Here is a 21,686-nt window from a genome sequence, read left to right as displayed (position 1 = left end):
GTTTAAATTGACAGCGAAGCGAATTCACTATTGACAACGAAGTTTATTGACCTTTCATTATTTCAATATTACTTCAAAGAAACTTCTGCCTTCACATTCATCCCTGTTCTCAGTCTTTTGGCAACTGCTTTATCAAGGTCGACGAAATCTATTTTTACAGGAAGTCTCTGCACTACTTTTACGAAGTTTCCGCTTGCGTTATCGGGAGGAAGAATTGAAAATGAAGCACCTGTTGCCGGAGAAAATGAACTTACAACACCATCAAATTCTCTGTCAGGAAAAGCATCGATCTCGATTTTCACTTTCTGGCCTTCCACCATTTTATCCACCTGAGTTTCTTTAAAATTAGCCACCACCCATTTCTGATCGTTTCTGATCAAAGCAAAAAGCTGTGTTCCGGCCTGCAGAAACTGTCCGGCCTGCGTAGAAACTTTCCCTACATAGCCATCTTCCGGAGCGGTAATAACAGTATATGAAAGATTTAATCTTGCATTTTCTACATCTACTTCTCTCTGTTTCGCTACCGAACCTGCCACTGAAATCTGCTGAGAACTTGCCTCAGTTTGGGAAGAAGCAATTCCTGTCTGCTGTGCAATCTGATTTCTCTGTTCCACCAAAACCTGAAGCTGCTTGTCCGCAGACTGTTTTGCTGCCAAAACCTGCTCGTACTGCTGTTCTGTAATGGAATGGTCTTTTACCAGAACAGAATATCTTTTAAGATCCTGAGCCGTTTTCCAGACATTTACTTTTGCTGCTTCAATCTGCGCATTTGCCGTAGAAACCGCTGCTTCAGATGAACCGATGTTTTTTGATGTTGCTGTTGTAGTAGCCTGAGCATTTGAAATATTGCTTTTTGCTGTTGCCAAAGCTGCTTCTGCCTGAGCGAGAGTCATTTTCTGATCTCTGTTGTCGAGTACCACCAAAGTATCTCCTTTTTTCACAAACTGGTTGTCTTTCACCTTTACTTCCGCCACATAACCTGAAATTTTTGATATTACAGGAGCCATGTTTGACGAAATTTGTGCATCATCCGTTTCCTCGTGCACCTGACCGTAAGAGTACGTTTTATATCCGTAAATTCCTCCACCGATGAGTACTACAGCCAATATAATCGGGAAAACTAAACTTTTTTTCTTTTTAGGTTCAGTAATTTGTGTTGTATTATTTTCCATTTTAAATAATGAGTTCTTTAAATTAATTGTTGGTTAAAGTTCCTGTGGTCTGCACCAGTTTTCTGTATGCAAGTGCGGCATCAGCTTTGGCATTGATCACGCCTACTGTTGCAGCAATTTTCGCAGCATCGGCATCCAGAAGTTCCGTCATGGTTGCCAGACCGTTGTCATATTTATTTTTTGTAATTCTGTAGTTTTCATCAGCCTGAACAGAAGATTTTTCGAAAACAGCAATTCTCTGTTTAAAATAATCTGCGTTTTGATATTCTCTGTTAACTTCCAGTTTAATATTGTCATTCAGCATTTCGTTGGTGGCAGAAAGTTGTTTTTCTCTCGCCTGAGATTGTTTTAAAGCTGAATTTTTCTTCCACAGGTTTGAAATATTATACTGAATTCCCAAGCCTACGTTTACAGCGTTGTACATCGTGAAAAAGTTGGGAACATCTGCTGCAGCGTATCCCCCGGTCAACGCGATGGTTGGTAGACTTTCTGCCTTTGCTGCTTTCGTACCGACAGATGCTGCTTTTCTCTGCTGCTGAAGTGCCTGAAGATCTTTTCTGTTTTCCTGTGCTGTGTTCAGATAGAAATCAACCGGTTTGGCCTCCTGCATTTCGTTGATATACGCTTCATCTACTTCTATTTCAGTATTTTCAGGAAGTCCGAGGAGAAGATCCATATTGATGTTTGCAATATTGTAATTGTTTTTAGCTTCCAGCAGCTGTAATTCAATATTTGAAGTCTGAAGATTGGCCTTTAAACGGTCATTTCTTGCAATGACACCGTTATTTTCCAGTTTCAGAAAAGTTTCATCCCTTTTTGACGAAGCTGAAAGATTTTCTTCTAAAACTTTAATCGACTGATTGGCTTTAAAAAGGTTGTTATAAGCCTGAGCCACGTTGTAAGCAATTGCAACTTTATCGTTTTCAGTGTTCAGTTTCGAGGCTTCCACCAGATATTTTGCAGATTCTATTCCGTATTTTATTCTTCCGCCACTGTACAGCGGGAGTGAAAGATTGGCAGAACCAAACAAAACCTGATTGACTCTCGGACCGCCAGATGCAGAAACATCCGGAAGTTTTATATTGACATTAGGCTCCAGCGGAAGATACATGTAGCTCACTGATGCTTTAAAATCGGGAAGCTTTCTGTTTTTTGCTTCCAGAAGATCAGCGGTTGCCTCTTCTATTTTGGCAGCATCAATTTTGAGACTTTTACTGTTCTGGATTCCCAGCTGCACAGCCTCATCAAGGGTAAGCATTTTCTTTTCCTGAGCATGGAAAAAAGAGATTCCAGCAAAAAAAACGGCTGCGATTACCGGATTATTTTTTGTCTTCATAACCTAAAAGGTCTTTTAAAATATGTTTGATATGTTGTGTAAGTTCGTTGAAATACGTTTCTTCGAAAACCATTTCATCTTCCTCATTTTTAAGAAAATCTTTATACATCTGTTTGGCATTGGAAGCATAGAATAAAGTTCCGCTCACCGTAGAATGTAATAAATAGATTGGTGGATTTTTAGTGAAAATTCCCTTTTCCAAACCGCTTTCAAGAATTTTTGAATACATGGTAATGAAACTCAGTTTGGTTTCTTTCAGAAATTCTACAATCTGAGGATTCTCGCTGTAAAGCTGCTCTCTCTGCATAATTCTGAAAAACATTTTGTGGTGTCGCACTCTTCCTGCAAACTGATCAACAATTCTTTCCACCTTTTCCCATTCGTTGATATCTGTACGCTCCAGAAGATCTTTTGAAAAGAACTGGCCTTCTCTCATTCTGTACTCAACAAGTTTTTCATACAATTTTTCTTTTGAACCGAAATAATAGGAAATCATCGAAATATTAACGTTCGCTGCTTTTGAAATCTCCCTTGTTGATGTTCCGGAAAAACCCTTTTCTGCAAAGAGCTGTTCGGCAGCGAATAAAATATTTTCTTCTTTTGAAACCATTGTTGTGATTTTACGGGTGCAAAGATACATCACGGAATTCATAAAATCAAACGTTTGATTGATTTTTTAATTTAATTTTAATGCTTCATATATTTCCAATTAATTTTATATTTACTGAAAATCAATTGTATGGGCTTTTTCAGTTTCCTTTTCGGCAAAAAAAAACAGGCAGAGAAAATCATTCCTCAAAAAGAAGATCTGATAGTTGTAATTTCGGAAGCAGAAGAAAAATTTGACAGAGAAATTGTAGAAGCTTATAAAAGATACCATTCTGATCCGGCCTCTGATATCAGTTTAGTAATTGAAGATCAGAAAGGAAATATTGTACCTCCGCATATTGCTCATCATGAGATATTTTCTGAGTGGGAAAAAATTCAGTCTAAATGGGACAGAATGTCTGTGCTTTATGAATTCTGGGACAGATCTCAACTGGAAAATCTTGAAGACTGGAAAGTCATGGAACGGTTTACGAAAGACCGTTACGCAACAAAATCCCTTAAATATTTCAGGGAGAAAGTTGAGGAGAAAAACCAAATGTCTGTGGAAGAACTCGTGGCGGCATCTAAACTTCACAGAATTCTGCTAGACAATGATGCTGCTATGAATTACGCTCAGAAAGCCTACGAAAAATCCCCAAACAATGATTTGGCAAAAGTGGAATATGCCAGTGTGCTTCATTTATCCAAAGACACCGTGAAAAAAGAGAAGAGCCATCAGATCATCGGTGATGTTTTAGATAAAAAAATGACGGACACCAGCCTGAAAAGTGTATTCGACTGCTTTATCTTCTCTGAAAATTATCTCGATTCTTCGGTTTTTGCAATGGCTTATCTTATTAATACCGATGCCGGTCTGGAAACATGGGATTATGTAGCAGAAGAATATTATTACTGCCCAATCTTCAGGTATGAACATGCTGTAAAATTATCTGAATCTGAAAATGGAGGATTGCGGGCACTTGCAAAACTGACATCTCTAAGCCAGGAATTCCCGTGGTTTACAACTGCGGTGCAGTCTACTGTTAAAAATATAGAATCGATGCGTGTTCAGCTGGGGAAAGCTGATTTTATGGAGGAGGAATATGAGGAGTTTAAACGGAATTTGCAGCGGTAGATTTTGTAAAGCTTGACTAAAATTTTTACATTTTTTACATTAAATCGATTATTCGACCATTCTCCAATTTAAACGGTCCCTTCAAATAACTGTTTTCTGCCATCGCTTCATCCATTGCTGTATAAAATTTTTCCCAATTTTCTTGTAGTAGTCTTTCGTTTCCTGTTTCCCAATATTCACTTTCGTCAAAAATTTCAAGATTTGAAAAATAATCTGTAATAACATTTAATAACTCAGTAATTTTTATGTGCGTTTCAATATCTGAAAATTGAGTTTTGCAGTATTCCTGGATATACAAATCTTTATCAAACTCAAAAATTAATGGTTCCGAATTTTTATGTGGTTGTACTTGAACTCCTTTAGTGGTGCCAATATAATCCCAATCTTCTTCATTTTTTACTCGTTCTAATTTTTTTAATTCATTTTGGAATTCGAAAAAATTCCAACCTTGAAACTCAGAATATTCAATCACTTTTCTAACGAGCAGATTGTAATTTTCATCGTTTTTAACTTTCCCTTCAAAGTGAATTGTTATTCCCATATTTGTTGACTTACGAACTCTTATGAATATACCTCGACAGCTTTATCCCCAAATCCGTCCACACAATTTTCGGGTTTCCGTTCCGGGTTAAATGATGATCGGCTTCGTTGATTTCTTCAAGTATAGAAACGATATTGGCTCCGCTGATGTATTTTGAAAAACCGGCCCAGTTGAATCCGTTCGCATCAATTTTTTTGTACACCAAATCCTGCGAGCCGTAGTTCTGAAGCATCGCCAGTCTGAAAATTTCTGCACAGTAATTCAAAAAATTCTTCTGCTTCTCACGGTTCCATGAAGCAACTTCTCTCGCCCAGCTGATGATGGATTTCAGATATTCGGGTTTTTTCTTGACCATAAAAGCATCGCGCACCCACTGTACAAAAAGTGCTTCAAAATCGCTATTTTTATTTTGAGAATTTAACAGTTTGAAAGCTTCATTCAAATCTCCCTGAGCCTGATGAACAATTTCGGTAATCCTGTTTTCATCCGCCTGCACATTTTCTTTCAGATATGACTGAAGATCCTCATCCTCAATTCGCGGAACATCTATAATCTGAGTACGTGAGAGAATGGTTGGTAAAATATCGTCGATAGTTTCTGTCGTCAGAAGAATTAATGTTTTTGCAGGTGGCTCTTCAAGAAATTTCAGAAATTTATTAGCTGCGGAAGTATTCATTTTATCGGCTCTCCAGACGATGAGAATTTTTGTTCCACCTTCGAAACTTTTTAAAGCAAATTTTTGGTTTTGATCATCCATTTCATCTGCCGAGATAAAAAGCTGTTTGTTTTCAGATTCCAAAACTCCCGACCAGTCATCAAAACTGGCATACGGAGAATCTAAAATCATTGATCTGAAATCGTCAAAATTTTTCTTGCTCAATGAATTGTTTTTCTCACTGAACACAGGAAAACAGAAATGGAGATCCAAATGATTAAGATGATCAACCCGCGAAGCAGAATGCTCATTTTCGTTATTCAGAATCTGTTTTGCATACGCCAAAGCTAACGGCAGAGTGCCATATCCTTCTTTTCCTACGAACAGCTGAGCGTGGCTCACCCTGTTATCTGAAATACTTTCCTGAAGCAGTTTTTTAAGATTTTTCTGCCCTGCGATGTTCTCCCAATTCATGGTTCAAAGATAAAAGAATTTTGTGAAAAGGCGATTGGTCAACTGTCAATTTTGCTCCGCAAGTGAAATCTGCATTTCATGAAAATTGGGTGAATAAAAATTGACAGCGAAGCTGATTCGCTATTGACAATTCACACAAAATCCCCCTTAACAAACTTTAACCTCGGTAAATTTTTACAATTCATTAATATTTAAGATATTTGCGCATTATTTTAAAAATCTAGAATGAAAAAAATCTTTGTACTATCATTCATTTCGGTGGGATATTTCCTTAACGCGCAAAGTATAAGCAATTCGCCATACGCAACTTACGGAATTGGAGATGTAAAGTTTGATAATACGATTGAGACATCCTCTATGGGAGGCATTTCAACAGCATACATCAGTGATTTCACGAGTAACTTCAACTTCGGGAACCCTGCCAACAATACCAATTTTGAGCTTACGAGCATCAAATTGGAGGCTACCAACGAAAACAATTACTTCAAAACAAATTACAACAATACAAAGTCTACTAAGCATTCTACGTATTTGTCCAATATTTCGATTGCTTTTCCGCTTTCACCAAAAGTTAAAATGGGATTGCTTTACCAGCCTTACAGCTCCAAAAGCTACGATGTGCTGACTTCTGAAACGGTTACGAATCCTCTGACTAATGAGGAATCAATTTATGCAAATAGATTTACCGGAAAAGGAACATTAAATACAGCACAGGCCGCAATTTCATATAATGTGGGTAAAGGTCTGTCTGTGGGAGCTAAAGCTAATTTCTACTTCGGAAATTTATATGACATCAATGAATTTACCGTTTCCGGAGCTGAATTTATCAACGGCTACGAAACCAAAAACAATATCAAAAATTTCAATTTTACTTTAGGTACCAGCTATCAGAAAATCAACACATCAACTGATAATAAACTTACCCTTGGTGCTACTGTCACATTCGGGAATACCGGCAATATGATGACTGATTACAAAAACAGCACCTATTATTACGGTACCGCCGAAACGAAGGTTAACGAAACGATCATCGAACAGAAAAGCATAAACTCTAAAAATCTAATTCCGTTGCAGGCTTCATTAGGAGCTGGATATGGCAGCAATAATGAGTGGTTTGTTTCTGCACAGCTGGATTACAAGAAAGGTGAAGACATCTCTTATTTTGGAAAAAGTTTCGACTTTCAGGATACGTACAGAATCTCTGCCGGTGGTTGGTATTTACCAAATTACAACAACTTCAGAAACTATTTCTCGAGAGTGGTTTACAGATACGGTGCTTTCTATGAAAGAGGAGGTTTGAAAATTGCCAACAACAGCATCAACAAATACGGTATCTCTGCCGGTGTGCTTCTTCCATTTAAGACCAGTAATATCCAGAGAATGAGTGGTCTTGAAATTGGCATCGAGGCCGGAAAAAGAGGAACACTTAAGGACAATCTGATCAACCAGAATTATATCAATCTGAAACTTGGTTTCAACTTTGCTGACAAATGGTTCAGAAAGAATCTTTACAACTAAAATGTTTTTGACTTCAAAAAATATCAAATTTAAAAATATAGCATACCTTTTCAGTTGTGCTATATTTTTTATACTCACATCCTGCGAAGACGACCTCACAAAACAGAAAGGGACTGACAGTAAAAATTTCCCATCTCAGGTAATCAACAATGCGAACATTATCCAGCGCGATTCGGGTATGATTACACTGAAGGCTTATGCTCCGATTATTGAAAAATATGAGTTGATTGACAGTCCTTATGTCGTGGCAAAAAAAGGAATCAAAATAGATTTTTTCGACAAAAAAAATCCAAAACCGGGAACGATTACTGCCAAATACGCCAGAATTTTTGAATACAAAAAATTTTATGAAGCTAAAGGTGACGTGAGAATCACGACCAATGAAGGACGTAGGTTTGTCACGCAAAGCGTCTACTGGGATCAGCGCAAGCAACGAATTTATACCCGCGACACTGTTTATCAGACCATGCCAGATGGATCAATTCTGATCAATGCCCATGGAATGACAGCCAAAGACGATTTCTCCGAGTACAGATTCTTTAAAAACTCGGGAGATCTTGATGTGAGCCAAACTAAGCTTGCCCAATAAATTTAAAGCATGATAACCAAGGCCATTGGATTAATGTCGGGAACGAGTCTGGATGGGCTTGATCTCTGTCTTGCTGAGTTTGAAAAAACTGAAAATAGCTGGCAGTTTGTAATTATTGAAGCTGAAACCATCTCCTACCCTGAAAAATGGGAAAACTATCTCAAAAATTCCATTCACCTATCTGCTCAAAATCTTTTGGCATTAAATTCAGATTATGGATTTTATCTGGGTGAAAAAGTAAATGATTTTATCCGAACTAAAAAAATCTCAGATATAGATCTGATTGCTTCTCATGGTCATACCGTTTTTCATCAGCCTCAGAGAAAATTTACGCAGCAGATTGGAGATGGTAGAGCTATAAAGCTTCTGACCTCAATCCCCGTAGTCTACGATTTCAGAACTCAGGATGTACTGATGGGTGGAAATGGTGCTCCACTCGTTCCAATTGGTGATGAACTCTTGTTTTCAGAATATGATGCCTGTCTGAATTTGGGTGGATTTTCAAATATTTCATTTAAAAAATCAGGGAAAAGAATTGCTTTTGATATCTGCCCGGTGAATATTGTTTTAAATAAAATCTCAAAGGATCTCGGAAAAAACTTTGATGAGAACGGAGATTTGGCAAGAAAAGGGAATATTGATTTAGATTTGCTTGAAAAGCTGAACAATTTAGAATTTTACGATCAACAACATCCGAAATCTTTAGGAATAGAATTTTGTAACCAAAATATTTTTCCGCTTTTGGAAAATGTAGATTCTCTTACAGCTTTGGCAACATTTACAGAGCATGCGGCTGTTCAGATTTCGAAAATATCCAATGAAAATCACTTGAAAAAAGTTCTGTTTACCGGTGGCGGAACTTACAATTTTTTTTTAATCGAAAAAATCAGATCGAAAACTTCCGCAGAAATCATTATTCCCGAAAAAACCATTATCGATTTTAAGGAAGCTTTGATTTTCGCTTTTATGGGCGTTTTAAGAATGAATAACGAAATTAATGTTCTTTCTTCTGCAACTGGAAGTTCCAACGATCACAGCTCAGGGATTATCGCATAAAAAAACCTTCATTGCTGAAGGCTAAATATTATTTATAAGTTTCGATCTTATCTGTAAGCGTATTGATAAAATTCTGAAGCGGTTTCTCAACCATCATTTTAATAAAAGGATTAAACTTTCCTTCAAACAGCATCTGCACTTCTGTCTGATTTTCATTTAAAGGTTTCAAAGCAGCTGTCAGAGCAAAGTCAAGGCTTGAACTTGCTGATTTTAAAACAGCTTTCTCTTCAGTTACTTCATCAATTTTCAAAGCGATTTCGGGCATGCCCTGAAGTCCGAATTTGAAGCCGTCTTCACGCGTTTCAAACTTCTGCAGACCATCCGGCATAAACTGTTTGTAATTTTCCGGTGTTTTTAATACTTCTGAAAGTTCTTTCGCAGATTTATTAACGATTATTTTTCGTCCTTCTAAATTCATTTTTTATTTTTGTATTTAAATTATTACAAATGTATAAAGTTTTTGTCAACGAAAAAAAATTATTGCTCTCTAAGAATCCCGAAAACTTAGAAAAAACAGTCGGTTACGAAAACTCTACAACGCTGGAAATTGCTTTGGATCTTCTTCAGAATACATCAACATCAGAGATGAATGTTTATGGCGAAAATCTGGACAACATCTGGAATGAATTTAATTTACTTTTCAGAAAAATAGAAGCGGCCGGCGGAATTGTAAATAATCCTTCGGGCGAAATTCTCTTCATCAAAAGACTCGGAAAATGGGATCTCCCAAAAGGTAAAATGGAAAAGGGTGAATCACGTGAAGAATCTGCCATCCGAGAAATCGAAGAAGAAACCGGACTGAGAAATGTTGTTTTAAAAGATTTTATCAATACTACATACCATATTTATGTGGAAAGAAACGGTGACAAAGTACTGAAGTACACGCACTGGTTTGAAATGTTTTTTGATGGCGAAGACACCTCAAAACCGCAGATTGAAGAAGGGATCACCGAAGTTGCATGGAAAAACGACCTGATGATCACCGAAGAAGTTTTCCCGAATACTTTTAAGAATATTAAACTGATTCTGTCTGATTTTAAAGAATCTAAAATTAAATAAAATCCAGAGCTTTTTCTAAAGCGATTCCTCTTGAAGCTTTTAAAAGAATATTATCTGAATTGATTTTGTTTTTCTCTAAATAAGCAGTCAGTTCAGCTGTGTTTGCAAATGCTTCGGCAGAATCATTTACATTTTTGAACTGATTTCCGACAGTAATAATTTGGTTAAAATTTAAACTTTTAGCCAGATTTAAAATATTCTGATGTTCGGTTTCACTTTCACCTCCCAATTCAAGCATATCTCCTATTACGATTGTTTTTGTCCCTTCAAAAGTAACAAAGTTATGCAGTGATGCCGTCATCGAACTTGGATTGGCGTTGTAGGTATCTAAAACAAGCGTTTTCCCATCCTTTTTCATAATCTGTGAACGCATATTTGTTGGAGTATAGTTTTCTACAGCATGTTTTATCTTTTCAGAATCAATTCCAAAATGAAGTCCGAGACTTGCTGCTGCACAGAGATTGGTAAAATTATATTCGCCTGTAAGTTTTGAAACAGCGGTTGTATTGTTAAAATTAAAACCAACAAAATGTTCAGAAGAAATTAATTCAAACTGATAATCAGAATTTTCTTTCCCGAAACTGATTTTTGGGGAATAATTGAGTGTCTTTTCAAACTGAACATTATCATTATCATTCACCAAAATGGTCTGTTGATGATTTACTAAATAATCGTACAGTTCAGATTTGCCTTTAATTACACCTTCAAAACCTCCAAAACCTTCCAGATGCGCTTTCCCGAAATTGGTGATGTAACCGATAGTTGGCTTTGCAATGGAGCAGAGTAATTCAATTTCTTTCTGATGGTTGGCTCCCATTTCTACAACAGCCATTTGATGTTCAGGTTTAATGGAAAGAATGGTCAACGGAACTCCGATATGATTGTTCAGATTCCCAAAAGTGTACTGTACATTGAATTTTTCAGATAAAACAGCGTGAATGATCTCTTTGGTCGTAGTTTTCCCGTTGCTTCCAGTAAGGCCTATTACAGGGATTTTCAGCTGATCTCTGTGGTAAATTGCCAGTTCCTGAAGGAAGTTTAATGTAGATTCAACATAAAAAATATTTTTTTCTGTATTTTCAAAATCCTTCTGCTCAACGATTACTGCCAGGGCACCTTTCGCAGCGGCATCTTCAGCCAGTGTTGCAGCGTTGAAGTTATCGCCTGAAAAAGCAAAGAAAATGTCGTTCACTCCAACTTTTCTGCTGTCAATTGTTACTTTATCCGCTTTTAAATAGATCTGATAAAAATCCTGTACATTCATAACCCAAAAATAAAAAACCTTCTGAATATTCAGAAGGTTTTTTGTATAATATTTTGATAATAAATTATCTTCTCGTTCTACCTTTGTTTTTTGAACTCGCATCCTGCGCTACACGGAATCCGATCCATCCGTAACCTGCGTTTTCAGCTTTATATCTTCTTTGTCCCGGATCTAACCAGTACGCTGAATCCTGCCAAGAACCACCTTTCACAACTCTGATATCGTTAGAAATCTGAGAAGTTCTCTTCCCGGTATCTTTCTGCAATTTTACTTTACCGTTTGCATCAACGAAGAAGTTTTGTTTTGCTCCATTATACATATTGTAAGATGAAACAGAATCAGAAGCATTTCTATAACTTAAAGAAGACTGTTGATCTCCGTCTCTAAAGTTAGCATAGTTTGCAATAGTTTCTCTTGAGTATTGACCAGGTAAATTTCTTGCAACCAATCTTCCATCTCTTAAAGTATCATATTTCATGTTTGTTTCATCTACCATCTGGTAAGTTCCGTCTCCGTTTCTTACGATAGCCTGAGGAGCATTACCTCTGTAGTAGTTGAAGTCACTGTATTCGTCATCTACAATTGGTCTGTAAACATCAGCAGTCCATTCAGCAACGTTTCCGTACATTCCGTAAATACCGATAGCATTTGAAGGATATTGTCTTACGTCTGAAGTTTTAGCTGAACCGTCGTTTTTCCAACCTGGAAGACCCGAGTAATCTCCCTGACCTTGCTTGAAGTTTTCAAGAAGCATTCCTCTGTCTTTACCTTTAGTACCTCTTAGAGACTGGATTTCAGGAGCTTTACCTAAGTACATATTGTACTCTCTGTTTTTCTCCATTCCCAAAGCAGCGTATTCCCACTCTACTTCACTTGGAAGTCTGAATTTCGTAACCATATCAGCACCAGGAGCTCTGTTTGCAGCGATAAGTCTTTGGTTAGTAGTTTTTATACCGGTTTTCTGTTGTCTTCTCTGTTCGTTGATATAGCCTTGCATTTCAGGATCATTCGATTTGAATTTATCCATATTGAAAGCAGTACCACCCTGATTGTTAGATTCATTAATATATAAATCTTTAGCAATGATACCGGCATTCATTAATGCTTTCTCGTTTGCTCTGTCTGTCAACCATTCACAATATCTGTTTGCCTGAGCCCAAGCCACACCTACTACAGGATAGTAATCGTAGTTAGCATCTCTGAAATAAGTTTCGTTGAAATCATTTCTAGAAAGCTTATTATCCCACAATAAAGTATCCGGCAAAGCACCGTTGTAGATTTCTTTAAAGCTAGGATCACTTGGTGGGAACACATACTTCAACCATGTAAGGTATTCACGGTATTCGTAGTTAGTAATTTCTGTTTCACCGATATAGAAAGAACTTACCTGCATTCTGCGAGGTGAGTTATTCCAATCGTGCATTACATCATCTTTCACTAATCCCATTGTGAAAGTTCCACCTTCTACATAAACCATTCCTGGCCATCCCTTCTGCTCTTGCTGCTTTCCAGCAAAAAACCAACCCTGTTTCTCGTTTGGTTTCCAGCCTGTCTTAGAGACAAAACTTTTCGTACCGCCTCCTTTGCCGGTCCCGGAACCACCACAACTGGTTAATGCAAGTGTAGAACTCAATGCTATTAATGAAAACAACTTTAGTTTTTTCATAGTCGATATAAATATTATTCAAAGTACAAAGAAAAGTAAATTATTCAATAAATCAAATAAAGATTTGATTTTTTTGAAAAACGATGTGAAATTAATTTTATTGTTGTCTACGTAATTCTAAAATTTTCATTTATTTTGTAATTCGGAAATTCATCCTATAAACATGAGACTGAAAATTATATTTATATCCCTCTTCTCCTTAGCGACCACATCACAGGCACAGAGCGTTGCCATAGAATGGAACGGTTCTAAAACTGAAGATTTTGGTACAGTAAAAAAAGTGTTGCCTGCATTTAAAAATGAAGGATTTGCATTCAGCCGAAACAATATTTTTATTCATAATAAAATACAGACGGGATCAAACCGGCTGAAGATTACGAATCTTCAGTGGGAAAATGTATCATATAAGGATTTGTATGAATTGAATGCGTTGCAACTTCCCGACTATGAAATTAAGGATATTACTTATGTAGATATCGAAGGAGAAAGATTTGCCAGCTACAATGTTTCTTTATTTAAAAGAGTAAACGGAACGGTGCAGAGACTTTCTTCTTTCCAGATGACAGAAGACGGATCTTCCCAAAATCTTAACGCAGCAAAAGTAGGAACAACAGTAAACCCGCTATCAACAGGTGGATTCTATAAAATTAAGGTTGACAAATCAGGAATCTTTAAAATCACAACACAGTTTTTAAAAGATATTGGAATCAACCCTTCCAGCGTCAATCCTAAAAATTTCAGAATTTATGGGAATGGCGGTATTATGCTGCCTGAATTTAATCAGGATACCAAATACAGTGCACTTCAGGAGAATGCAATTCAGGTGGTAGGTGAAGAAGATAATGTGTGGAATGATAACGATTATGCACTTTTCTACGCTCAGGGTCCCGACGGATATAATCTTTATAATACCGCAAACGGCAACGGTTATAAGAGAAACGATACCAGAATCGACAGAAGCAACAGCTTAAAAAATATATATGAAGACTTTTCCTATTACTATATCAACTTTGATAAGGGTGCCGGAAAACGAGTTCAGAATATGGATGTGAATCTGCCTGCCACCCCACTTATTACAAGATATGATGACTATCAGGTTATCAATAATGATCAGAAAAACCTTTTGAAAGTAGGAAGAATATGGGTAGAAGAAGCTCCTTTCTCTGCTGATAAATCTATTGTTGTCAACCTGAAATCACCTGTACAGAGTAGTGATGTTATCAGATACAGAACACAGGTAATAGGATATACCGCACAGCAAAACAGCATTACCTTTAATGTTAACAATACAAATCCTTTTACCTCTACGGTACCCGCAAACACGCAGAGTTACGTCTATGACTACTTTTCTATGCGATATACGGGAACGATTTCAAACGTGAGTGGAAATCAGCTGACTTTTAATTATCTTCCAAATATTGCTACCAATCCCAATGGTGCGTTTCATTTTGATTATCTTGAGGTTCAGTATAAAGAAGACTTAAAATATAATGGTGGACAGTTCCTTTTCAGAGATTATTCTCTCCAGAGTGGTTCTAATACTACTTACGGTTTTGGAATTTCTAATACTGCAGGCATGGAGCAGGTATGGGACGTTACAGATATTACCAACGCAAGCCGGAAAGTAAATAAAGCAACAGGATCAGGGATTTTTAATTTTGGATACACTACATCCAATATTTATTTTAATAATGAATTTGTAGCTTTTAAAGCAGATGCTGCATTCTCGCCGCAATTTGTAGAAAAAATCGCTAACCAGGATTTATCATCACTTCAAAATATAGATTATCTTATTTTGGCTACTCCCGAATTTATGGGGCAGGCTCAAAGATTGGCAAACTATCATCAGACAAATAACGGTTTTAATGTACAGATTGTAGATCCTGCAAAAATCTATAACGAATTTGGAAGCGGAAGCCGCGACATAACAGCCATAAGAGATTTTGTAACCAAACTGAATACTCCTGCAGGCAGATTAAAATATGTTTTCCTTCTGGGTGATGGATCTTACGACTATAAAAACAGAATTCCAAACAACAGTAATGTCATTTCGAGTTACCAAAGTGAAGAATCATCCGATTTTGTGAGCTCGTTTGTTACAGACGACTATATTGTAATGACTGCTCCACAAACCAATACTACTCTTACGAGCAATCTTCCCAATATCCCTGTCGGAAGGCTGCCGGCTGCAAATGCAACAGAAGCGGCTAATATGATTGACAAAACTTTGGCATATTACAATTCTTTGCCAGGCCAGTCTAATTCTTTTGGAGAATGGAAAATGAAACTTGATTTTGTAGTAGATGATGATAAAGATGGTGGAGCACCATTCCATAATGTAATGAATAATTCTTTGCAAAGTGTTTTTGAAATTCCCGGTTCTACCAATCTAAGAGAGTACAATGTGAGGAAACTGTATCTGGATGCTTTCCCTGGTCAAAGTACCGCTGGCGGACAGAGATATCCGCAGGTTAATCAGGCAATTTCAAATGACATCAACAACAGCCTTTATCTTTTCTACTTCGGGCACGGGGGCATTAATGGCTGGGCACAGGAAAGAGTTTTAACGGCGACCGAAATCCAGGCAGCAAATAACTTCTCAAACATTTACAGCAGATTCCCTTTTGTATCTACAATCACATGTGAATTCACGCTGTGGGATGAGCCGGCAACATTTTCAGCCGGAGAGCAATTTATAAAATTGAAACAGGGGGGACCCGCCTCAATGATTACATCAAGCCGTGCCGTAGGTGTGGGATATGGTATAGATTTTACAAATCTTTTCACAAGAGAAATGTTCAGACTTACTAATGATGATTTTATCAGTATTGGAAATGCTCATTTAAATGCTAAAAAACTTAAACCCAGCGACCCCAATCACTTTAAGGTAAACTTCCTTGGAGACCCGGCGATGAAACTTTCCAGACCTAAGAGATATTTGGTCATTGATAATATCGAATCTCCGGTTCCGGGATTAATCAGAGGACTTGATTTTGTAAAAGTGACAGGCCATATTAATAATCCTAACGGCACATTAAATAACACCTTCAACGGTCGTGTAGTTATTAATATTTTTGATAAAAGAATTACTAAAAACACTTTAAACAATGATGGAGTTTTGACTCCTGTCCTTAATTATACAGAAGAAGGAAGTGCGATCGTAAAAGCTTCAGGAATCGCCACGAACGGACAGTTTACCGTAGAATTTTACGTTCCGAAAGATATCAATTATACTGTAGGTGAAGGCAGAATCCTCGGATATGCCGATAACAAAGTGTCTGATGTATTCAACAATCAGGCAGTACAGGTAGGTGATATTAATCCGAACGGAATTAATGACAACGAACCGCCGAAAGTAAAACTGTACATGAACAACACCAATTTTGCCAACGGAGGAATTACAAACCAAAACCCTACACTACTCGCTTGTCTGACAGATGATACAGGAATCAATTCTACAGGTTCAGGTGTGGGACACGATATCACCACTTACCTTGACGGACAGATCATCAACACAGTTGTTCTGAATGATTTCTATGCTTCCGGTGAAGGAAACGGCTGTATCAATCCAGCTTTGGCAGAATACCAGAAAGGTAATGTAACTTACCCATTCAGAAACTTAGCAATCGGCCACCATCAACTTACGTTTAAAGTTTGGGACATCAACAATAATTCGACAGTCTCTACGTTAAACTTTGAGGTAAAAGATCAGTCTGATCAGCATCTGATTATCAACAGACCGATGAACTGGCCAAATCCGTTTACCAATAAGACCTACATTCACTTCGAGCATAATTGCGACGATATTCTGGATGTAAATGTTCAGATTTATACGATAACGGGAAAACTGGTAAAAACAATTACCTCTGCTGTGATTGCAGAACCTTTCCTGCAGGGCTACAGAACACCGAAACAGGCAATAGAATGGGATGGAAAAGATGATTTTGGTGACACCGTAGCAAAAGGTACGTATATTTTTAAGATATTTGCAAAAAGTCAGAATCAAGAAAAATGTAAAGGAAGTGCTACAGCTGTAGAAAAAATGGTACTTTTGAAGTAAAATTATAATTTAATCGAAATATATCTATAAAACTGATAATATATAAAAGACAACATATGAATTTAACTACTAAACTGCTTTTAGGAATAGGTCTGAGTGCCGGCTTCTTAAGCTACGCTCAGGATTTAAGCCAGGTAAGACCTGTTTTGACAGGAGCACCTTTTCTTAGAATCGCACCGGATGCAAGATCAGGAGGTATGGGAGATCAGGGTGTGGTAACTTCACCTGATGCATTCTCACAATTCTGGAATGCGGCTAAATATCCTTTCAGCAGAACAAGTTCTTCTATTGGTTTGAACTATACTCCTTATATGAGCAAACTTACAAATGATGTATTTTTGTTGTACGGAGCTTTTCATAAATTTTTAGGTCAGGAAGAGAGATCTACCATTTCTGCAAGTATTTATTACTTTAATATGGGAGAGGTAGACCTTACACAATTGGTAGGAAACGAAGTTACTTCTATGGGAACTTCTAAACCAAACGAATTCTCTATTGACGTGGCTTACGGTCTTAAACTTTCAGATTCTTATTCAATGGCGGTTACAGGTAGATTTATCCGATCAGACTTAGCCGGAGGATTCAACACAGATACTACTTTGAAGCCGGCAAACTCTTTCGCTGTTGACATTTCTGGTTACTACACTTCACCGAGATTTCAGAGTTTTGGAAATTATGAAGGTAAAATAAACGGAGGTTTTGCCCTTACCAACTTAGGTCCTAAACTGGATTATACAGGAAACGAAGAATCAAGATCTTATCTGCCGACAATGGCAAGATTAGGTTTAGGATATGATATGTACCTTGATGATATGAACAGAGTTGGACTTTCTGTGGAAGGTTCTAAAATTTTGGTTCCCGGATCTGAATTTATCGGAAATGATCCGAATACAAGACAGCCAATGTACGCAGTGCCAAACGTAGGTGTAATGGAAGGTATCGGAAAATCATTCAACAATACCAATTCTATCATGTACAGCGGTGCTTTGGAATATTCTTATGACAACGCATTTGCTTTAAGAGGAGGTTACTTCCACGAAAGTGAAGAGCAGGGAGCAAGACAGTTTGCAACTGCAGGTATCGGTTTGAAATACCGTTCATTCGGTTTAGATATTTCTTATCTGATCAACATGTCTAAAATCAATACAGCTTTAGATAACACACTTCGTTTCGGTCTTACCTGGAACATCGGCGCAGAAACATCTAATGTAGATTATTAAGATTATAAAAATCAAAATATTCAAAAGCACCATTCATGGGGCTTTTGTTGTTTTAACCTAAATAATAAAATCCACTTCCAATCTAAAAGTTCAATATTCCTTCTACCCTCACCCAACTTCAAACATCCAACACCCAACCAAAAAAATAACATTTAGTCCAAAAACAAAACCCACCAATTCACATATAACCCTTATTTTTGCAGTATGAATTATTCTTCTGAGCTCAAAAAGTTTGTAACCAGCCAATACGTATATTCTGCCATCAGAATTACATTGTCTACGGTGCTTCCGTGTCTGGTTCTGGCACATTTTGGGATGCTCAAAGAATATTTTCTATTTCCGTTGGGAACCAGTTTTGTTGCACTCACCGATCAACCCGGGCCATTTATCCGAAGAAGAAATTCATTAACTTTTGCGATTTTCTGCTTCGTCGCTGTCGCTTCCATTGCCAGTTTGGTTAAAGGGATCATTCCACTCGTAATTCTGGAAATTGTCGCTTTCGGAATGTTCTTCTCTCTGATTGGTGTGTACGGACAAAGATTAGCGGCAGTGGGTTCACTGGCATTAGTTGTACTGGCCATTTTCATTGACGGGCATTTAACGGGAGCAAACATTTTTAAAAGTTTAATGATTTTCGCAGCGGGATCCGTTTGGTTTTTGCTGATTTTTCTAGTCGTGACCACGATTCAGCCTTACAAACTGGCAAGTCAGATGATTGGAGAAAATTATCTTCAGCTTGCCGAATTTTTAAAGATAAAAGCTAATTTTTATCAGAAAAACCCCGATTTTAATAAACTTACAACGCAGGTTATTGCCAAACAGATCGAGATCAAAAATCTTCAGGAGGAAACACGTGATACCGTTTTCAGAACCAGAACTATCGTCAACGAATCAACAACAATCAGCCGTTTACTGATGCTGATGTTTCTGAATTCTATGGACTTGCACGAAAAACTGATGACCTCAGAAAGTGATTACAAAAAACTACAGGAAAGTTTTGAAGACTCGACAATTTTAGTAAAAATTCATGACTATCTCAACATCCTTTCTGAAGAAATTGCCAACATTGGAATCTCACTCCAGAGCAGCACCAGAGCCAAACCGATTTTTAACCTTGAAGTTCGCTCAGATGAATTAAACGTCAGTTATTTTGAATTGAGAAACAGAGAAATGACTCCCGAAACTCTGGAAAACTTTATGATCCTCCGTCAGATTATGATGCGGATTGGTGAAATCACCAAGGAGATCAATGAGATTTATAAAGTATTCTCCCAAAACGTAAAACTGGCAAAAAGTCTTTCCACAGGTTTAGATTTAAAAAAGTTTATGCCCAATGAGGAAAAGATTAATTTTAAAGTTCTAAGAAGCAACATTTCGCTTACCTCATCTCATTTCCGTCATGCTATACGGGTGACAGCGGCGCTGTTTTTAGGATATCTGGTTTCCCTGCTTCCGTTTATAGAAATCGGTCATACCTACTGGATTTTAATTACAGTTGTTGCTATATTAAAACCTGCGTACTCCATTACCAAACAGAGAAATCTCCTGCGTTTTTACGGTACGGTTGCCGGTGCAGTCATTGCGTATGCCATTTTGCATTATGTCCATATCAATGCTGTTTTGTTTTCTGTACTCTTAGTCAGCATGATTCTGTGTTTCAGTTTTCTGAAAGGGCGCTATTTCTGGGCTGTTTTATTCATGACGATGTATGTTTTTCTGAGTTTTAATTTCCTGAATCCCGGAAACATTAATGTGATCTTTAAAGACAGAATTGTAGATACCATTATCGCAGGAATTATTGCTTTTCTGGTTTCATACCTTATATTGCCTGTTTGGGAGTACACACAGAATTTAGATCTGATGAAAAAGTCTGCAGAATCTAACCTTACTTATTTTCACAGCGTGATGTCTAAGTTTCTGAATGAAGATTTTGATATCGAAGACTATAAAGTAAAAAGAAAAAACGCCATTATTTCGCTTGCCAATCTTTCGGATAATTTTCAGAGAATGATTACCGACCCGAAAAACCAGCGGAAAAAACTGGAAGTGGTACATCAGTTTGTTGCGACTTCACATCTGATTACCGCTTACACCGCCTCTCTTTCTCAATATTCAAAAAAAGAAAAAAAATACACCGAAATAGATTCTGAAAGCTGGACGAAAAAAATTGAGGCAGAAATGAATCAGGTTTCCGTTTTGCTGAATGGCGAAAAAATTCCTGAAACTTTAAGAATGGACAGCCGTCTGGAGCCAGAAGATTCATCCATCGAAGATCTCCTTTCAAAAAGAAAAACCGAACTTCTGGAAAACGAGCACTACGACACCAGAGATCCCAACAAAATTTCTCATTTAACGGAACTGAAAAATATTCATGATGTTTTGGAACTGATTTATGATGTTGCCAAAGAACAGAGAAAAGTAATTGAAACGTACAGAAACGAAGAGATTATTCCTCAACAATCGTAAAGCAGTAATCATCGAAAAACTCTACTCTTGCTTTCAGTTCATCCGAAATTTTGTCGTCGTGAACCCTGCATTTTATAGATCGGAGAGATTTTAATTCAAAAGGTCTTACCTCATAGTGTTTTTTCAGAGACCAGTGTTTGGAATGATGAATTTTATACATGCTCTCTTTCACACTCCAAATGATGGTGTAAAAAACCACTTCCGTATCAAAAGGGATAAATCCGCGCTCGTTTTCGTAGGAGAATTTATCGATAACTCTTAATATTTTAGGATTAAATTTCTCAATATCAATTCCGATTTTATTTTTTGAAATTGCAATCGCTGCGAACGGAAAAGAATGGGTAATCGAAATTTCGGCATCTTTTGGCGATAAAAAAGGTTCTCTTTCTCTGTATAAAATTTTAGAATCTGGTTTTAAACTTTTCAGAAGTTTTCTTACCATCAAAACCTCCTGCAATTTTTTCGGATGATAATCTTTTACTTTTTCGGCATTTTCGGGCTCTAAAAGTTCTTCCATATTCAATTCTTCATTCTCGTCGTATTTCCAGACCAGAATGGTGGCATTGTCATCAGAAAAATCGCGGTAAAGAGGCATGGGTTTGAAATTATTGGGTAAAAATAAGAATTTTTTTTATGCCGGAAGCTGGGTGATGGAAGCTGGAAGTTTTTGGGTGGGGTGTTGGGTGATGGATGCCGGATGTTTTGTGATCCGAATTCTGATGCGGAAATTCTTGATTTATATTTAAATTTAAAATATGTTTTAAATTTAAAATCCACACACAAAGATGTAAATCGCGCACCCCGCTTTCAGCATCCAAAATCACAAAAAAATTCATGATAATCCCAAGATTTAGGTGAACTCAATATATTTTAAAGCCAAAAAACCT

The 21,686-nt window shown here is 37.2% G+C and carries 18 protein-coding genes; 8 read left to right on the top strand and 10 right to left on the bottom strand.

The window, feature by feature from the left end:
* Positions 1-68: 68 nt before the first annotated feature.
* Genes ASG21_RS17815 through ASG21_RS17805 form a run of 3 tightly spaced genes read right to left on the bottom strand, consistent with a single transcriptional unit; the run spans position 69 to position 3,118 of the window.
* Entirely contained in the window at positions 69-1,172 is a 1,104-nt protein-coding gene (locus ASG21_RS17815; RefSeq protein WP_056083879.1) for an HlyD family secretion protein, read from the bottom strand.
* 22 nt (positions 1,173-1,194) lie between these two features.
* Positions 1,195-2,508, bottom strand: a complete 1,314-nt coding sequence (locus tag ASG21_RS17810) for a TolC family protein (protein WP_056083876.1) — start codon at positions 2,506-2,508, stop codon at positions 1,195-1,197.
* Positions 2,492-3,118 carry a TetR family transcriptional regulator gene (locus ASG21_RS17805; RefSeq protein WP_056083872.1) on the bottom strand — a complete coding sequence of 209 codons (627 nt, stop codon included), beginning with the start codon at positions 3,116-3,118 and terminating at the stop codon, positions 2,492-2,494. Before ASG21_RS17805 ends, ASG21_RS17810 begins: the two co-directional genes overlap by 17 nt.
* Before the next feature lie 129 nt (positions 3,119-3,247).
* Between ASG21_RS17805 and ASG21_RS17800 the strand changes: the two genes are divergently transcribed.
* A complete protein-coding gene (locus ASG21_RS17800) occupies positions 3,248-4,231 on the top strand; it encodes a hypothetical protein (protein WP_056083869.1) in 984 nt (327 codons plus the stop codon).
* Positions 4,232-4,265: 34 nt separating this feature from the next.
* Here ASG21_RS17800 and ASG21_RS17795 read toward each other — a convergent pair whose 3' ends face one another.
* Both ASG21_RS17795 and ASG21_RS17790 read right to left on the bottom strand, forming a co-directional pair.
* Positions 4,266-4,772: a hypothetical protein gene (locus ASG21_RS17795; RefSeq protein WP_056083867.1), complete on the bottom strand. Its 507-nt coding sequence runs from the start codon at positions 4,770-4,772 to the stop codon at positions 4,266-4,268.
* A gap of 10 nt (positions 4,773-4,782) precedes the next feature.
* A complete protein-coding gene (locus ASG21_RS17790; RefSeq protein ID WP_056083863.1) occupies positions 4,783-5,901 on the bottom strand; it encodes a DNA polymerase III subunit in 1,119 nt (372 codons plus the stop codon).
* Positions 5,902-6,126: 225 nt separating this feature from the next.
* On the opposite strand from ASG21_RS17790, the gene ASG21_RS17785 reads away from it, so the two are divergent.
* The 3 genes from ASG21_RS17785 to ASG21_RS17775 are packed head-to-tail and all read left to right on the top strand — an operon-like array spanning position 6,127 to position 9,064.
* Positions 6,127-7,419, top strand: a complete 1,293-nt coding sequence (locus ASG21_RS17785; RefSeq protein ID WP_056083860.1) for a hypothetical protein — start codon at positions 6,127-6,129, stop codon at positions 7,417-7,419.
* 1 nt (position 7,420) lies between these two features.
* A complete protein-coding gene (lptC, locus tag ASG21_RS17780) occupies positions 7,421-8,008 on the top strand; it encodes an LPS export ABC transporter periplasmic protein LptC (protein ID WP_056083857.1) in 588 nt (195 codons plus the stop codon).
* Positions 8,009-8,017: 9 nt separating this feature from the next.
* Positions 8,018-9,064, top strand: coding sequence for an anhydro-N-acetylmuramic acid kinase (locus ASG21_RS17775; RefSeq protein ID WP_056083854.1), 1,047 nt, complete (start codon positions 8,018-8,020; stop codon positions 9,062-9,064).
* Positions 9,065-9,092: 28 nt separating this feature from the next.
* On the opposite strand, the gene ASG21_RS17770 is transcribed toward ASG21_RS17775, so the two are convergent.
* Positions 9,093-9,482 carry a hypothetical protein gene (locus tag ASG21_RS17770; protein ID WP_056083850.1) on the bottom strand — a complete coding sequence of 130 codons (390 nt, stop codon included), beginning with the start codon at positions 9,480-9,482 and terminating at the stop codon, positions 9,093-9,095.
* A 29-nt stretch (positions 9,483-9,511) separates the two neighbouring features.
* Between ASG21_RS17770 and ASG21_RS17765 the strand changes: the two genes are divergently transcribed.
* A complete protein-coding gene (locus ASG21_RS17765) occupies positions 9,512-10,123 on the top strand; it encodes an NUDIX domain-containing protein (RefSeq protein WP_056083848.1) in 612 nt (203 codons plus the stop codon).
* On the opposite strand, the gene murF is transcribed toward ASG21_RS17765, so the two are convergent.
* Both murF and gldJ read right to left on the bottom strand, forming a co-directional pair.
* Positions 10,116-11,387, bottom strand: a complete 1,272-nt coding sequence (murF, locus tag ASG21_RS17760) for a UDP-N-acetylmuramoyl-tripeptide--D-alanyl-D-alanine ligase (protein WP_056083931.1) — start codon at positions 11,385-11,387, stop codon at positions 10,116-10,118. The genes ASG21_RS17765 and murF overlap by 8 nt on opposite strands.
* A 64-nt stretch (positions 11,388-11,451) precedes the next feature.
* On the bottom strand, positions 11,452-13,053 hold the full coding sequence (gene gldJ, locus ASG21_RS17755; protein ID WP_056083845.1) for a gliding motility lipoprotein GldJ: 1,602 nt from the start codon (positions 13,051-13,053) through the stop codon (positions 11,452-11,454).
* 163 nt (positions 13,054-13,216) lie between these two features.
* Here gldJ and porU point away from each other — a divergent pair, with 163 nt between their 5' ends.
* The 3 genes from porU (at position 13,217) to ASG21_RS17740 (ending at position 20,799) form a co-directional block, all read left to right on the top strand.
* Positions 13,217-17,113: a type IX secretion system sortase PorU gene (gene porU / locus ASG21_RS17750; RefSeq protein ID WP_056083842.1), complete on the top strand. Its 3,897-nt coding sequence runs from the start codon at positions 13,217-13,219 to the stop codon at positions 17,111-17,113.
* 56 nt (positions 17,114-17,169) lie between these two features.
* Entirely contained in the window at positions 17,170-18,333 is a 1,164-nt protein-coding gene (porV, locus tag ASG21_RS17745; protein WP_056083839.1) for a type IX secretion system outer membrane channel protein PorV, read from the top strand.
* A 204-nt stretch (positions 18,334-18,537) separates the two neighbouring features.
* Complete coding sequence (locus ASG21_RS17740; protein WP_056083836.1) at positions 18,538-20,799, top strand: FUSC family membrane protein; 2,262 nt, start codon at positions 18,538-18,540, stop codon at positions 20,797-20,799.
* Here the strand turns inward: ASG21_RS17740 and ASG21_RS17735 are convergent.
* Both ASG21_RS17735 and ASG21_RS20105 read right to left on the bottom strand, forming a co-directional pair.
* Positions 20,780-21,394, bottom strand: coding sequence for a 4'-phosphopantetheinyl transferase superfamily protein (locus tag ASG21_RS17735; RefSeq protein WP_056083833.1), 615 nt, complete (start codon positions 21,392-21,394; stop codon positions 20,780-20,782). The genes ASG21_RS17740 and ASG21_RS17735 overlap by 20 nt on opposite strands.
* A gap of 10 nt (positions 21,395-21,404) precedes the next feature.
* On the bottom strand, positions 21,405-21,635 hold the full coding sequence (locus ASG21_RS20105) for a hypothetical protein (protein ID WP_128414353.1): 231 nt from the start codon (positions 21,633-21,635) through the stop codon (positions 21,405-21,407).
* Positions 21,636-21,686 lie beyond the last annotated feature (51 nt).

It is taken from the genome of Chryseobacterium sp. Leaf394, from assembly GCF_001424105.1.
Classification (GTDB): domain Bacteria; phylum Bacteroidota; class Bacteroidia; order Flavobacteriales; family Weeksellaceae; genus Chryseobacterium.
The sequence above is the reverse complement of the archived record's forward strand: the minus strand, read 5'-3'. Positions and strand labels throughout refer to the sequence as shown.

Coding starts and splice junctions, on each gene's coding strand:
- ASG21_RS17815 (WP_056083879.1), bottom strand. CDS start 1,172: ATGGAAAATAATACAACACAAATTACTGAACCTAAAAAGAAAAAAAGT.
- ASG21_RS17810 (WP_056083876.1), bottom strand. CDS start 2,508: ATGAAGACAAAAAATAATCCGGTAATCGCAGCCGTTTTTTTTGCTGGA.
- ASG21_RS17805 (WP_056083872.1), bottom strand. CDS start 3,118: ATGGTTTCAAAAGAAGAAAATATTTTATTCGCTGCCGAACAGCTCTTT.
- ASG21_RS17800 (WP_056083869.1), top strand. CDS start 3,248: ATGGGCTTTTTCAGTTTCCTTTTCGGCAAAAAAAAACAGGCAGAGAAA.
- ASG21_RS17795 (WP_056083867.1), bottom strand. CDS start 4,772: ATGGGAATAACAATTCACTTTGAAGGGAAAGTTAAAAACGATGAAAAT.
- ASG21_RS17790 (WP_056083863.1), bottom strand. CDS start 5,901: ATGAATTGGGAGAACATCGCAGGGCAGAAAAATCTTAAAAAACTGCTT.
- ASG21_RS17785 (WP_056083860.1), top strand. CDS start 6,127: ATGAAAAAAATCTTTGTACTATCATTCATTTCGGTGGGATATTTCCTT.
- lptC (WP_056083857.1), top strand. CDS start 7,421: ATGTTTTTGACTTCAAAAAATATCAAATTTAAAAATATAGCATACCTT.
- ASG21_RS17775 (WP_056083854.1), top strand. CDS start 8,018: ATGATAACCAAGGCCATTGGATTAATGTCGGGAACGAGTCTGGATGGG.
- ASG21_RS17770 (WP_056083850.1), bottom strand. CDS start 9,482: ATGAATTTAGAAGGACGAAAAATAATCGTTAATAAATCTGCGAAAGAA.
- ASG21_RS17765 (WP_056083848.1), top strand. CDS start 9,512: ATGTATAAAGTTTTTGTCAACGAAAAAAAATTATTGCTCTCTAAGAAT.
- murF (WP_056083931.1), bottom strand. CDS start 11,387: ATGAATGTACAGGATTTTTATCAGATCTATTTAAAAGCGGATAAAGTA.
- gldJ (WP_056083845.1), bottom strand. CDS start 13,053: ATGAAAAAACTAAAGTTGTTTTCATTAATAGCATTGAGTTCTACACTT.
- porU (WP_056083842.1), top strand. CDS start 13,217: ATGAGACTGAAAATTATATTTATATCCCTCTTCTCCTTAGCGACCACA.
- porV (WP_056083839.1), top strand. CDS start 17,170: ATGAATTTAACTACTAAACTGCTTTTAGGAATAGGTCTGAGTGCCGGC.
- ASG21_RS17740 (WP_056083836.1), top strand. CDS start 18,538: ATGAATTATTCTTCTGAGCTCAAAAAGTTTGTAACCAGCCAATACGTA.
- ASG21_RS17735 (WP_056083833.1), bottom strand. CDS start 21,394: ATGCCTCTTTACCGCGATTTTTCTGATGACAATGCCACCATTCTGGTC.
- ASG21_RS20105 (WP_128414353.1), bottom strand. CDS start 21,635: ATGAATTTTTTTGTGATTTTGGATGCTGAAAGCGGGGTGCGCGATTTA.